Genomic DNA, 13,479 nt, shown 5'->3' with positions numbered 1-13,479 from the left:
TTGCTCCGGGCGGCGTTCCGACGATGTCGGTGTGACATTCAACAAAATATTGAATGTTATGGCCTCATCGCGAGCAAGCTCGCTCCCACAGGTTCGGGGGATGGTTTAGAGATCGCCTAAACCGTCGATCAGCGCCTGATTCTGCTCCGGCGTGCCGATGGAGATCCGCAGGAACTGGGCAATCCGCTCCTGCTTGAAGTGCCGAACGATCACGCCTTGCTCGCGCAGCTTCGCCGCAAGCCCCGCCGCATCGTGCCGGGGGTGACGGGCAAAAATGAAGTTCGCCGCCGATGGCAGCACTTCAAAACCCTTCTCCTCCAGCTGTGCAACGACCTTCTCGCGATTCTCGATCACCAACCGGCAGGTCTTGTCGAAATACTCGCGATCCTCGAACGCGGCGGCAGCGCCGACATTCGCCATGCGATCCAGCGGATAGGAGTTGAAGCTGTTCTTGATCCGCTCCAGCGCCTCGATCAGGTCCGGATGGCCGACCGCCAATCCAACCCGCAGGCCCGCCAGGGAACGGGACTTGGACAGGGTCTGGGTCACCAGCAGGTTCGGATAACGGTCCACCAGGGTGATTGCCGTCTCGCCACCGAAGTCGATGTAGGCCTCGTCGACCACCACCACCGAATCCGGGCTTGCCTTGAGAATCTGCTCCACCGCTTCCAGCGCCAACAGGCAGCCGGTCGGCGCGTTCGGGTTGGGGAAGATGATCCCGCCGTTCGGCCTGGCATAGTCCGCCGGGTTGATCTGGAACTGCTCGTCCAGCGGCACCGCGTCGAACTTGATGCCGTACAAACCGCAGTAGACCGGGTAGAAGCTGTAGCTGATGTCCGGGAACAACAGCGGCTGATCGTGCTGCAGCAAACCGTGGAAGATGTGCGCCAGCACTTCATCGGAACCGTTGCCGAGGAACACTTGATTACTTTGCACACCGTAGTACCTGGCGACCGCGTTCTTCAGCAGATCGCTGTTCGGGTCCGGGTACAGACGCAGGTTGTCGTTCAGTTCGGTTTGCATCGCGGACAAGGCTTTGGGCGATGGACCGTACGGATTTTCATTGGTGTTGAGCTTCACCAGTTTTGCCAGCTTCGGCTGCTCGCCCGGGACGTAAGGCACCAGATTCTTGACGAACGGGCTCCAGAATTTACTCATGTTCAGTTCCCCTGCCCTTGTGGAAAGTCTTCGTCGACGATGCGGTACTCGGCGCTACGCGCGTGGGCGGTCAGCGATTCGCCACGGGCCAGCACGGAAGCGGTTTTGCCCAACTCGGAAGCGCCCTGCTCGGAACAGAAGATGATCGACGAGCGTTTCTGGAAGTCGTACACACCCAGCGGCGAGGAGAAACGCGCGGTGCCGGAGGTCGGCAATACGTGGTTGGGACCTGCGCAGTAGTCGCCCAAGGCTTCAGAGGTGTGGCGGCCCATGAAGATCGCGCCGGCGTGGCGGATCTGCGGCAGCCAGGCTTGTGGATCGGCAACGGACAATTCGAGGTGCTCCGGCGCGATGCGGTTGGCCACTTCGATGGCTTGCTCCATGTCGCGCACCTTGATCAGTGCACCACGGCCATTGATCGAGGTTTCGATGATCGCGGCGCGCTCCATGGTCGGCATCAGCTTGGCGATGCTGGCGGCGACCTTGTCGAGGAATTCGGCGTCGGGGCTGACCAGAATCGCCTGGGCGTCTTCGTCGTGCTCGGCCTGGGAGAACAGGTCCATGGCGATCCAGTCCGGATCGGTCTGGCCGTCGCACACCACCAGGATCTCGGAGGGACCGGCGATCATGTCGATTCCGACCTGGCCAAACACGTGGCGCTTGGCGGTGGCGACATAGATGTTGCCCGGGCCGACCACTTTATCGACCTTCGGCACGCTTTCGGTGCCGTAAGCCAATGCGGCAACGGCTTGAGCGCCACCGATGGTGAACACACGGTCGACGCCGGCGATGCAGGCAGCGGCCAGCACCAGTTCATTGATTTCACCGCGCGGGGTCGGCACGACCATGACCACTTCGGTGACGCCGGCGACCTTGGCCGGAATCGCGTTCATCAACACCGACGACGGGTACGACGCCTTGCCACCGGGTACGTACAGGCCGGCACGGTCCAGCGGCGTGACTTTCTGGCCCAGCACGGTGCCGTCGGCCTCGGTGTAGCTCCAGGAGTCCTGCTTCTGTTTTTCGTGATAGCTGCGCACACGGGCGGCGGCGACTTCCAGCGCTTCGCGCTGAGCCACGGTAATGCGCGTCAGTGCCAATTCCAGACGCTCACGCGGCAGGATCAGGTCGGCCATGGACTTCACGTCCAGGCCGTCGAACTGGCGGGTAAAGTCCACCAGTGCCGCGTCGCCACGCTCACGCACAGCCTTGATGATGTCCAGCACCCGCTGATTGACCGAGTCGTCAGACACACTTTCCCAGCTCAGCAGATGATCCAGATGATGCGCGAAATCCGGGTCAGCAGCGTTGAGTCGGCGAATTGCAGTCGGTGCGGTCATAGCGAGAGCCTCATAGGAATGGCAAAAACTCAGGCGCCCTAACTTAGCAGTCGTTTCCGCTTGGGCACCTGAGAATTCTGGCTATGAGGCGGATAGACGGGCGCGACTTAACGTCGCGCAGGTGAATCAGCCGCGGTGTCGAGACTCCACTGCCTTGCGCAGGGTGTCGATCAACGCCTGGATACGGGCGTGCTGCATCTTCATCGAAGCTTTGTTGACGATCAGCCGGGAGCTGATGGCAGCAATGAAATCCTGTGGCTCCAGACCGTTGGCCCGTAGCGTGTTACCAGTGTCGACCACGTCGATAATCTTGTCCGCCAGGCCGATCAACGGCGCCAGCTCCATCGAACCGTAGAGCTTGATGATGTCGACCTGACGACCCTGTTCGGCGTAGTAGCGCTTGGCAACGTTGACGAACTTGGTGGCGATACGCAGGCGGCCCTTGGGCTCGACCGCGCCGACCTTGCCGGCGGTCATCAGCTTGCACTGGGCAATTTGCAGGTCCAGCGGCTCATACAGGCCCTGGCCGCCGTACTCCATCAGCACATCTTTACCGGCGACACCGAGGTCGGCGGCACCATGCTCGACGTAAGTCGGCACATCGGTGGCACGCACGATCAGCAGGCGTACATCTTCCTGGGTCGTGGGAATGATCAGCTTGCGGCTCTTGTCCGGATTCTCGGTCGGCACGATGCCCGCTTCAGCCAGAAGCGGCAGGGTGTCGTCAAGGATGCGGCCCTTGGACAGTGCGATGGTCAACATGGGAAACGTCAGTCCTTATCAAGGTACTCATGCCCGGTCGCAAATGGCGCCGGACACACATCGAGCCGAAAACGGCTCGACTTCAACAAATCAACGGGCATGTCCTTATGCCCATACAGCAGGGACTAGCCCGGAACGCGGCGGATCTTGGCGCCCAGCATCTGCAGTTTTTCTTCGATGCACTCGTAGCCACGGTCTATGTGGTAGATGCGGTCGATCAGCGTGTCGCCTTCGGCGATCAGGGCCGAGATCACCAGGCTGGCCGAAGCACGCAGGTCGGTCGCCATCACTGGCGCGCCCTTGAGCTTTTCGGTGCCGGTGACGATGGCGGTGTTGCCTTCGACCTGGATCTTGGCGCCCATGCGGTGCAGCTCGTAGACGTGCATGAAGCGGTTTTCGAAGATCGTCTCGATCACAGCGCCGGTGCCTTCGGCAATGGCGTTGAGGGAGATGAACTGCGCCTGCATGTCGGTCGGGAACGCCGGGTACGGAGCGGTCCGCACGTTGACGGCTTTCGGACGCTTACCGTGCATGTTCAGCTCGATCCAGTCTTCGCCACAGGTGATTTCGGCACCGGACTCACGGAGTTTTTCCAGAACGGCTTCGAGGATGGTCGGATCCGTATCCTTGACCTTCACACGACCACCGGTCACCGCCGCCGCCACCAGATAGGTGCCGGTTTCGATGCGGTCAGGCATTACTTTATAAGTGGTGGTGTGCAGACGCTCGACGCCATCGATGGTGATGGTATCGGTACCGGCGCCGGAAACCTTGGCGCCCATGGCGTTCAGGAAGTTCGCCAGGTCGACCACTTCAGGCTCGCGAGCGGCGTTTTGCAGGACGCTACGGCCCTTGGCCAAGGCCGCGGCCATCATGATGTTTTCGGTACCGGTCACACTGACGGTATCGAAGAAGAAGTGCGCACCGCGCAGGCCACCTTCAGGCGCCTTGGCCTTGATGTAGCCGCCTTCGACGTCGATGACGGCGCCCATGGCTTCCAGGCCACGGATGTGCAGGTCAACCGGACGCGAACCGATGGCGCAACCGCCAGGCAAGGCGACTTCGGCTTCACCGAAACGAGCAACCATAGGACCGAGTACCAGAATCGACGCACGCATGGTTTTAACCAGTTCGTAAGGTGCGACCAGGGTCTTGATGGTGCGCGGGTCGATTTCGACGGCCAGCTTCTCGTCGATCACAGGTTCGATACCCATGCGCCCGAACAGCTCGATCATGGTGGTGATGTCGTGCAGGTGCGGCAGGTTGGCCACAGTCACCGGGCCATCGCACAGCAGGGTAGCCGCCAGGATCGGCAGGGCAGAGTTCTTTGCCCCGGAGATGCGGATCTCGCCGTCAAGACGAGCACCGCCAGTAATAATCAATTTATCCATAAGAATCTCGACGCCCTTGGGCTCAGGTGCGCTCGGCCCAGGCCGCGCTGCTGAAAAATTTCATAGTGACCGCATGGATGCTGCCATCGGTGATCCATGGGTTCAAATGGGCATAGACCTGCTGCTGACGCTTGACCGGGCTCAACGCCGCCAGTTCATCGCTAATCACGTTCAGCTGGAAATTGCAGCCTTCGCCCTCGACTTCTACTTTCGTTCCGGGCAGCTTTCCTTCAAGAAAGCTCTTAACTTCGTTGGCCTGCATGCTCAACCTCAATCGGCGCCCTGTGCGCGCGGGTCGGACATCATACAAAAAAGCCCCGCGCCTGCGAACCCCGCCAAGCAGGACTCAGACGGGGGGCTTATTCATAGATGCGGGTTAGGGATGCGCCAACAGCTCGGTCAGCTCGCTGACCTGAGCGATTTCACGCATGTCTTCCGGCATCCCACGGATGCTCAGGGCCTTGCCGGCCTCCTGCGCATCACGGATAAAGCACAGCAGCAACGACAAACCGACACTGCTGGACTTGGTTACCGCCGAGCAATCGACCACCAGCGCTGCAGCGTTGCTGGCTTTGATCAGCGCCTTGCCCTGCTCGCGCAGGCCAGGGCCGGTGCGGTAATCCAGCACGCCACTGAGTCGCAGCTCGCCCGCTTCGTCCATCTGGACTGCCGACTCACTCATTGGGCTGACTGCTCTGGTTTCTTGTCGGTGGCTTCCTTGGCCTTGGCGACTTCCCCGGCCCAACCATTGATGGTCTTGTCCAGGTCGTTGCCATTGCGCTGCATCGCATCGGCGAACTGATCGCGGAACAGCTTGCCGATATTGATGCCATTGATGATGACGTTACGCAGTTTCCACTCGCCGTTGATCTTTTCCAGCGTGTAGGACACTGGATAGATCGCGCCGCTGCTGCCTTTGACAGTCATGCCTACACTGGTACGGTCGCCCGACTCGTCTTTGGCCGGTTCAACGGTGATGCCCTGGTTGTTGTACTCCAGCAAGGCATTGCCATAGAACTGGAACAGACCCTTCTTGAAGTTTTCTTCGAAGGTCTTCATCTGTGCAGGCGTAGCTTTACGCGAGTACTTGACCGTCATGATGCTTTTGGAAATACCCTCGGCATCCACGACCGGCCCGACGATGGTGTTCAGCGCCGCATAAAAGTCTTGCGGATCCTGCTTGTACTTCTCTTTGTTTGCCGCCAGGTCCGCGAGCATACGGTTGGTTGTGTCCTGCACCAGATCGTGCGCCGAAGTCGCCGCTACGGCGTGGGACACCAACGGAAACACCGCGAGCATTACCAACAGGCCACGTCGCAAGATAGAGATCATTTAACAGTTCCTCATTTAGCTTCTTTGCTAACGGTATTGAGCAGGAATTTACCGATCAGGTCTTCGAGCACCAGCGATGACTGCGTGTCATGGATGGTTCCACCATCCTTGAGCAGGGTGTCTTCCCCGCCCACGCTGATACCGATGTACTTCTCGCCCAACAGGCCAGCAGTCAGGATAGATGCAGTGGAGTCCGCCGGCAGATTATCGATGCGTTTTTCCAGCTGCATGGTCACCCGACCGGTGAAACTGTCGCGATCCAGATCGATGGCCGTGACCTTGCCGATGGTCACACCGGCCATGGTCACCTTTGCTCTGACCGTCAAACCGGCGATATTGTCGAAGTAGGCGTAAAGTTTATACGTGTCGGTGCTCGGAGTCGGGGACAGGCCACTGACCCGCAACGCCAACAAGAGCAAAGCCAGGATGCCAGCCAGCAAGAAAAGGCCGACACCGATTTCCAGGGTGCGGTTTTGCATCAGAAATCTCCAAACATCAAGGCGGTCAGAATAAAGTCCAGGCCGAGTACTGCCAACGAGGCATATACAACGGTCTTGGTAGTGGCACGACTGATCCCCTCGGAAGTGGGTTCGCAGTCATAGCCTTGGAATACGGCGATCCAGGTCACGACAAAGGCAAAGACGATACTTTTGATGATCCCGTTGAGCACATCGTCGGCGAACGTCACGCTGTTCTGCATGTTCGACCAGTAGGAGCCCTCATAGACCCCCAGCCAGTCGACCGCTACCCACGAGCCGCCCCAGATACCCACCACGCTGAAAATCATCGCCAGCACCGGCAGGGAAATGAAACCGGCCCACAGGCGTGGCGCGATGATGTACTTGAGCGGGTCGACCCCGATCATTTCCAGGCTGGACAACTGCTCGGTAGACTTCATGTTGCCGATTTCGGCAGTCAACGCCGAACCTGCGCGCCCGGCGAACAGCAAGGCGGTCACCACCGGCCCCAGTTCACGCAGCAGCGTCAGCGCCACCATCTGCCCGACAGCCTGCTCCGAACCATAGCTGGAAAGAATGTTGAAGCCCTGCAGCGCCAGCACCATGCCGATGAACACCCCGGAGACCACGATGATCACCAGGGACATCACGCCCACCGAATGCAACTGCTTGACCAGCAGCCCGAAGCCGCCACCGATACCGCCCCGGCCGAGCAAGGCATGGAACAGGAACAGGCTCGAACGCCCGAACACCGCCAGCACATCGATGCCGGCCTGGCCGAAGCGGCGAACGCGCTCCATCAATGAAATTCTGCGCATCAGCGCTTCCCCAGAAGATCTGCGCGGTAATCCGTCGCTGGAAAGTGGTACGGAACCGGGCCATCGGGTTCGCCGGTCATGAACTGACGAATGCGCGGTTCATCCGAATTCATCAACTCGTCAGGCGTCCCCTGCCCCAACACCTGACCATCGCCCACCACATAAATGTAGTCGGCAATGCTCGCGGTCTCGGCCAGGTCGTGGGATACCACGATGCTGGTGATGCCCAGCGCATCGTTGAGCAACCGGATGAGGCGCACCAGAACGCCCATTGCGATGGGGTCCTGGCCGACAAAGGGCTCGTCGTACATGAGGATCTGCGGGTCGAGCGCAATCGCCCGGGCCAGCGCAACACGGCGCTTCATGCCGCCGGAAAGCTCGTCGGGCATCAGTTCTATGGCACCGCGCAAGCCCACGGCCTGCAATTTGAGCAGGACAATGTCGCGGATCATTTCATCCGGCAGTTGGGTATGAACACGCAACGGAAAAGCGACGTTCTCGAAGACATCGAGGTCGGTAAACAGTGCGCCGCTCTGAAACAGCACGCCCATGTGCTTGCGCGCGTCGAACAGGTCGCTGCGCGACAGTTTTGGCAGGTTCTGACCGTTGACCCAGACTTCGCCCTTGGTGGGCCGCAACTGGGCGCCCATCAGACGCAAGAGCGTGGTCTTGCCACACCCGGAAGGCCCCATGATGCCGGTGACCTTGCCGCGCGGGATACGGATATCGACATTATTGAAAATGCTGCGCGCACCGCGCTTGAAGGACAGTCCCTTCAGCTCGACCGCGTAGGCGTTATCGGCACTCATCTAAACTCCTTGCGATGCAGCCTCTCACTCGGACGCCTGGCTTTCTGACAAAAGCACATACCTCCCGGGCAGGCCGAACTGGCGGCGAACTATATCACTGCAACGGCTGCGCGCCCAAGGCCAAAGCCAGGTCATGTTCAACTGCACGACAGGTTGAAGGCCCCGTTTAGAGGGTTTCCGGCAACAAGGATGGCAATGCGCGACGAACTAGCGTGAGGGATTCGATCATAACCGTTATAATCGCCGCCTTTTCATCAGGCTATACGATTTCTGACATGAGCCAATCCAGCGACCTGATTCAATCTGCACAACGCACCATCCGCCTCGAGGTAGAAGCCGTGCAAGGCCTGCTACCCCATATCGACGCAGATTTCGTACGCGCTTGCGAGATGATTCTGGCCAGCAAAGGCCGCGTAGTCGTGGTCGGCATGGGCAAGTCGGGACACATCGGCAACAAGATTGCCGCGACCTTGGCCAGCACCGGCACCACGGCGTTTTTTGTGCACCCGGCTGAAGCCAGCCACGGTGACATGGGCATGATTACCCGCGACGACATCATTCTGGCGCTCTCGAATTCCGGCTCCACCAATGAAATCGTGACCCTGCTGCCACTGATCAAGCGCCTGGGCATTCAGTTGATCAGCGTGACCGGCAAGCCTGACTCGCCGCTAGCCAAGGCCGCCGAGGTCAACCTGAATGTTCACGTCGAGCACGAAGCCTGTCCGTTGAACCTGGCCCCCACCTCGTCGACCACCGCCGCCCTGGTCATGGGCGATGCCTTGGCAGTCGCGCTGCTGGAAGCCCGTGGCTTTACCGCGGAAGACTTCGCCTTTTCCCATCCCGGCGGCGCCCTGGGCCGACGCCTGCTGCTGAAAGTGGAAAATGTCATGCACGCCGGGCAAGAGTTACCGCAGGTACAGCGCGGCACCCTGCTGAAGGACGCGCTAATGGAAATGACCCGCAAAGGCCTGGGCATGACCGTGATCCTGGAAGCCGACGGAAAACTGGCCGGGATCTTTACTGACGGTGACTTGCGTCGCACGCTGGACCGTAGCATCGACATCCATAGCGCTACCATCGAACAGGTCATGACAGCACACGGCAAGACTGCCCGCGCCGAGATGCTCGCCGCCGAAGCGCTGAAAATCATGGAAGACCATAAAATCAACGCGCTGGTCGTAGTCGACAGTGAAGACCGCCCGGTTGGCGCCTTGAACATGCACGACTTGCTGCGTGCAGGAGTAATGTGATGAGTGCGGACCTGCTGCAACGCGGCAAACAGATCAAGCTGGCGGTGTTCGATGTCGATGGCGTGCTGACCGATGGGCGCCTGTACTTCCTCGAAGACGGCAGCGAGTTCAAGACGTTCAACACCCTCGACGGCCAGGGCATCAAGATGCTGATGGCCGCCGGCGTGCAGACCGCCATCATCAGTGGCCGCAAGACCCCGGTGGTCGAGCGGCGGGCCAAAAACCTCGGTATCCCGCACCTCTATCAGGGGCGCGAGGATAAACTGGTGGTACTCGACGAACTGCTGGCCCAACTCAACTTGAGCTATGAACAGGTGGCCTACCTCGGCGATGACCTGCCGGACCTGCCGGTGATTCGCCGCGTCGGCCTGGGCATGGCGGTGGCCAATGCCGCCAGCTTCGTGCGTGAACACGCCCACGGCATCACCCTCGCCCGTGGCGGCGAAGGTGCCGCTCGCGAATTCTGCGAATTGATCCTGCGCGCCCAGGACCGCCTCGACGCGGCCAATGCGGCGTACCTGTGAGCCCACTATGCTGAGCAAAAAATTTCGCAACACCCTGATGTTCAGTTGCATCGCGGCGATATTCGCTGCGGTTGGCTACTGGAACATCAGCCCGGAACGCTTCCTCGACAAGCCGGTAACGCCGGTCGATGAAAGCGCGATCGACTATTACGCCATCAACGCCCACAGCGTGCAGTACCTGCCCGACGGCAAGCTGCAATATGATCTGGTGTCCGACAAGGTCGAGCACGTGAAAGCGACCGAGGTGACATTGCTGACCAACCCCGACCTGAATGTGTTCCGCGGCACTGAATTCCCGTGGCACGTCCAGAGCCTGCGCGGCGAGGTCAACCCTGATGGCACACAGGTCGAACTGATCGATGACGTGCGCATCACGCGCTTCGACGAGAAAAACCGTAGAACCCTGATCACCAGCACCCGCATGACCGTGTTCCCGCAGCAGCAATATGCGCAGACCGAGCAAGACGTTAGAATCGACGGCGCTGGCGGTGTATCGACTGGCAAGGGAATGAAAGCGTATTTGAAAGAAAGCAGGATACACCTGCTATCGAACGTAAGAGGACAGTATGAGGCTCGTTAAAACCCTCCCGATTTTGCTCAGTCTGGGCGCAGCACTGGGAAGCGTGAGCGCCTGGGCTCTGCCGGAAGACCAACAGCAGCCTATCCGTATTCAGGCCGACGATGCCCAACTGGACGACAAGCAAGGTATTGCTACCTATAAGGGTGACGTGATCATCACCCAAGGCTCGATGAAGGTGACAGGCAACACCGTTACCATCACCCGCACCCCGGCTGGCGACATTGACGTAGTGACCTCGGTGGGCAACCTGGCGTACTTCGAGCAATTGCAAACGGCTGGCGATACCAAGCCTGTCCAGGGTTGGGGCGTGACGATCCAGTATCACGCTTCGCAAAATCGCGTCGTACTGATCGACAAGGCCAAAGTTGTCGACAAGGACAACAACGTCACCCAAGGCGAGAAAATTGTCTACGACACGGACAAGAAACTCGCCAGCGCCGGTCGCGCCACAGGCAGCAAAGTCACCGAGGCGCGTCCGCGTATCGACATGGTGATCCAGCCGAAGAAGAAAACCGACGAGAAAAAGGCCCAGTAATGGCAACTCTGAAAGCTCAGCATCTGGCCAAGAGCTACAAGAGCCGCCAGGTCGTGCGTGACGTCAGCCTGTCCATCGACAGCGGCCAGATCGTCGGCCTGCTTGGCCCGAACGGCGCCGGCAAGACCACCTGCTTCTACATGATCGTCGGCCTGGTGCAAGCCGATCAGGGCCGTGTCCTGATCGATGACCTGGACGTCAGCCACCAACCGATGCACGGTCGCGCAAAGGCCGGTATCGGCTACTTGCCGCAGGAAGCATCGATCTTCCGCAAACTGTCGGTGGCCGACAACATCATGGCCATCCTCGAGACCCGCAAGGAACTCGACAAGGCCGGTCGTCGCAAGGAGCTGGAAAGCCTGCTGCAGGAATTCCACATCAGCCACATCCGCGACAACCTGGGCATGAGCCTGTCCGGTGGTGAGCGCCGTCGCGTGGAAATCGCCCGCGCCCTGGCCACCAACCCGAAATTCATCCTCCTCGACGAGCCCTTCGCCGGCGTGGACCCGATTTCGGTCGGCGACATCAAGCAGATCATTCACCACCTCAAGGCCAAGGGCATTGGCGTGCTGATCACGGACCACAACGTTCGTGAAACCCTGGATATCTGTGAAACCGCCTATATCGTCAATGACGGCCAACTGATTGCCGAAGGCGACGCAGAGACCATCCTGGCCAACGACCTGGTCAAGGAAGTGTATCTGGGCCATGAGTTCCGTCTGTAAGCGCTGAGCCGTGCCCAGGCAGTTGCCCGGGCACCTGAGCAGCCACTCACCAGCGCCTCCGTGCCGACAAGCGTGGTCAGCCCTCGACAAGGGCAGCGCAGCAACACCGCTTTATAGTTTTTTATTGTTACAGCGCTCTAGGCAAACCCTTTAGTTTCAGGCATATAATTTGCTTAAGTTTGGCGCCCCGGCGCCCTGTAGTGGATGGCGCATGTGCGCCGGCGAATAAGGTGTTAAGCCCCTGCCATGAAACCATCGCTAGTCTTGAGAATGGGCCAGCAGCTGACGATGACACCGCAGCTGCAACAGGCCATCCGCCTGCTCCAATTGTCGACCCTGGACCTGCAACAGGAAATCCAGGAGGCCCTGGAGTCCAATCCGATGCTCGAACGCCAGGAAGAAGGCGACGACTTCGACAATTCCGACCCCCTGGCCGATAACGCCGAACAAAAGCCCAACACCGACATCCAGGAGCCCTCCTACCAGGAAAGCGCCCCGACGGTTGATAACCTCGATGAGGGTGACTGGAACGAGCGTATCCCCAACGAACTCCCCGTCGACACCGCGTGGGAAGACGTTTACCAGACCAGCGCCAGCAGCCTGCCCAGCAATGATGATGACGAGTGGGACTTCACCACCCGCACCTCGGCCGGCGAAAGCCTGCAGAGCCACTTACTGTGGCAACTGAACCTGGCCCCGATGTCCGACACCGATCGCCTGATCGCCGTAACCCTGATCGACTGCATCAACAATCAGGGCTACCTGGACGAAACCCTCGAGGAAATCCTCGAAGCGTTCGACCCGGAACTGGACATCGAACTGGACGAAATCGAAGCCGTCCTGCACCGCATCCAGCAATTCGAGCCCGCCGGCATCGGCGCCCGCAACCTGGGCGAATGCCTGCTGCTGCAATTGCGCCAGCTGCCTGCCAAGACCCCTTGGCTGGCCGAGGCCAAGCGCCTGGTCACCGATTACATCGACCTGCTTGGCAGCCGCGACTACAGCCAGTTGATGCGTCGCATGAAGCTCAAGGAAGATGAGCTGCGCCAGGTCATCGAGCTGGTCCAGAGCCTCAACCCGCGCCCGGGCTCGCAGATCGAGTCCACCGAAGCCGAGTACGTCGTTCCTGACGTCATCGTGCGCAAGGACAACGAGCGCTGGCTGGTGGAGCTCAATCAGGAGTCGGTGCCACGGCTGCGGGTCAATGCCCAGTACGCCGGTTTCGTGCGCCGCGCCGACACCAGCGCCGACAATACCTTCATGCGCAATCAGTTGCAGGAGGCCCGCTGGTTCATCAAGAGCCTGCAAAGCCGCAATGAAACCCTGATGAAGGTTGCCACCCAGATCGTCGAGCATCAGCGCGGCTTTCTGGAGTACGGCGACGAAGCCATGAAGCCGCTGGTCCTGCATGACATCGCCGAAGCGGTCGGCATGCATGAATCGACGATTTCACGGGTGACCACCCAGAAGTTCATGCACACCCCCCGGGGCATTTATGAACTGAAGTACTTTTTTTCCAGTCACGTAAGCACCTCCGAAGGCGGCGAATGCTCGTCCACGGCGATCCGGGCGATCATCAAAAAACTGGTTGCAGCGGAAAATCAGAAAAAGCCGTTGAGTGACAGCAAGATCGCTGGTTTACTGGAGGCACAAGGCATTCAGGTGGCTCGCCGCACCGTCGCCAAGTACCGCGAATCCCTCGGGATCGCGCCTTCGAGCGAACGCAAGCGGTTGATGTAGGGCCACGCCACAGCGTTCCAGTGGTAGATCATCTGATCTACCGCTTTATGCACTGGC

16 protein-coding genes are annotated in these 13,479 nt (G+C 59.8%); 6 read left to right on the top strand and 10 right to left on the bottom strand.

Going from position 1 to position 13,479, the window contains the following annotated elements; translation table 11 throughout:
• Positions 1-105: 105 nt before the first annotated feature.
• From hisC to KW840_RS08140, 10 genes are all read right to left on the bottom strand, one after another.
• Positions 106-1,158, bottom strand: a complete 1,053-nt coding sequence (gene hisC, locus KW840_RS08185) for a histidinol-phosphate transaminase (protein ID WP_218494926.1) — start codon at positions 1,156-1,158, stop codon at positions 106-108.
• A gap of 2 nt (positions 1,159-1,160) precedes the next feature.
• Positions 1,161-2,498: a histidinol dehydrogenase gene (gene hisD, locus KW840_RS08180; RefSeq protein ID WP_057716412.1), complete on the bottom strand. Its 1,338-nt coding sequence runs from the start codon at positions 2,496-2,498 to the stop codon at positions 1,161-1,163.
• Positions 2,499-2,624: 126 nt separating this feature from the next.
• Entirely contained in the window at positions 2,625-3,260 is a 636-nt protein-coding gene (gene hisG, locus KW840_RS08175) for an ATP phosphoribosyltransferase (protein WP_008018703.1), read from the bottom strand.
• A 125-nt stretch (positions 3,261-3,385) separates the two neighbouring features.
• Positions 3,386-4,651 (bottom strand): UDP-N-acetylglucosamine 1-carboxyvinyltransferase, encoded by a 1,266-nt coding sequence (murA, locus tag KW840_RS08170; protein WP_056728381.1) that lies wholly within the window; start codon positions 4,649-4,651, stop codon positions 3,386-3,388.
• A 22-nt stretch (positions 4,652-4,673) separates the two neighbouring features.
• Positions 4,674-4,913 carry a BolA family protein gene (locus KW840_RS08165; protein WP_020796650.1) on the bottom strand — a complete coding sequence of 80 codons (240 nt, stop codon included), beginning with the start codon at positions 4,911-4,913 and terminating at the stop codon, positions 4,674-4,676.
• Between the two features lie 114 nt (positions 4,914-5,027).
• The gene (locus KW840_RS08160; protein ID WP_090453094.1) at positions 5,028-5,333 is read right to left on the bottom strand and encodes a lipid asymmetry maintenance protein MlaB; all 306 of its coding nucleotides are present in this window, start codon (positions 5,331-5,333) and stop codon (positions 5,028-5,030) included.
• Positions 5,330-5,983: a phospholipid-binding protein MlaC gene (locus KW840_RS08155; protein WP_057716414.1), complete on the bottom strand. Its 654-nt coding sequence runs from the start codon at positions 5,981-5,983 to the stop codon at positions 5,330-5,332. The genes KW840_RS08160 and KW840_RS08155 overlap by 4 nt, the downstream gene beginning before the upstream one ends.
• An 11-nt stretch (positions 5,984-5,994) precedes the next feature.
• Positions 5,995-6,462, bottom strand: coding sequence for an outer membrane lipid asymmetry maintenance protein MlaD (gene mlaD, locus KW840_RS08150; RefSeq protein ID WP_007970271.1), 468 nt, complete (start codon positions 6,460-6,462; stop codon positions 5,995-5,997).
• Positions 6,462-7,259, bottom strand: coding sequence for a lipid asymmetry maintenance ABC transporter permease subunit MlaE (mlaE, locus tag KW840_RS08145; protein WP_057716415.1), 798 nt, complete (start codon positions 7,257-7,259; stop codon positions 6,462-6,464). The genes mlaD and mlaE overlap by 1 nt, the downstream gene beginning before the upstream one ends.
• Positions 7,259-8,068, bottom strand: a complete 810-nt coding sequence (locus tag KW840_RS08140; protein WP_007986707.1) for an ATP-binding cassette domain-containing protein — start codon at positions 8,066-8,068, stop codon at positions 7,259-7,261. Before KW840_RS08140 ends, mlaE begins: the two co-directional genes overlap by 1 nt.
• A 275-nt stretch (positions 8,069-8,343) precedes the next feature.
• Here KW840_RS08140 and KW840_RS08135 point away from each other — a divergent pair, with 275 nt between their 5' ends.
• The 6 genes from KW840_RS08135 (at position 8,344) to KW840_RS08110 (ending at position 13,422) form a co-directional block, all read left to right on the top strand.
• Positions 8,344-9,318, top strand: a complete 975-nt coding sequence (locus KW840_RS08135) for a KpsF/GutQ family sugar-phosphate isomerase (RefSeq protein WP_218494925.1) — start codon at positions 8,344-8,346, stop codon at positions 9,316-9,318.
• A complete protein-coding gene (locus KW840_RS08130) occupies positions 9,318-9,842 on the top strand; it encodes an HAD family hydrolase (RefSeq protein WP_008018712.1) in 525 nt (174 codons plus the stop codon). Before KW840_RS08135 ends, KW840_RS08130 begins: the two co-directional genes overlap by 1 nt.
• A gap of 7 nt (positions 9,843-9,849) precedes the next feature.
• A complete protein-coding gene (lptC, locus tag KW840_RS08125; RefSeq protein WP_057716417.1) occupies positions 9,850-10,422 on the top strand; it encodes an LPS export ABC transporter periplasmic protein LptC in 573 nt (190 codons plus the stop codon).
• The gene (gene lptA / locus KW840_RS08120; protein WP_057716418.1) at positions 10,409-10,957 is read left to right on the top strand and encodes a lipopolysaccharide transport periplasmic protein LptA; all 549 of its coding nucleotides are present in this window, start codon (positions 10,409-10,411) and stop codon (positions 10,955-10,957) included. Before lptC ends, lptA begins: the two co-directional genes overlap by 14 nt.
• Positions 10,957-11,682 (top strand): LPS export ABC transporter ATP-binding protein, encoded by a 726-nt coding sequence (gene lptB / locus KW840_RS08115; RefSeq protein WP_008054366.1) that lies wholly within the window; start codon positions 10,957-10,959, stop codon positions 11,680-11,682. The genes lptA and lptB overlap by 1 nt, the downstream gene beginning before the upstream one ends.
• Before the next feature lie 246 nt (positions 11,683-11,928).
• Positions 11,929-13,422 carry an RNA polymerase factor sigma-54 gene (locus KW840_RS08110; RefSeq protein ID WP_015093497.1) on the top strand — a complete coding sequence of 498 codons (1,494 nt, stop codon included), beginning with the start codon at positions 11,929-11,931 and terminating at the stop codon, positions 13,420-13,422.
• The last annotated feature ends 57 nt before the right edge of the window (positions 13,423-13,479 follow it).

The sequence above is a fragment of the Pseudomonas sp. PDM30 genome (genome assembly GCF_019218985.1).
Classification (GTDB): domain Bacteria; phylum Pseudomonadota; class Gammaproteobacteria; order Pseudomonadales; family Pseudomonadaceae; genus Aquipseudomonas; species Aquipseudomonas jessenii.
The sequence above is the reverse complement of the archived record's forward strand: the minus strand, read 5'-3'. Positions and strand labels throughout refer to the sequence as shown.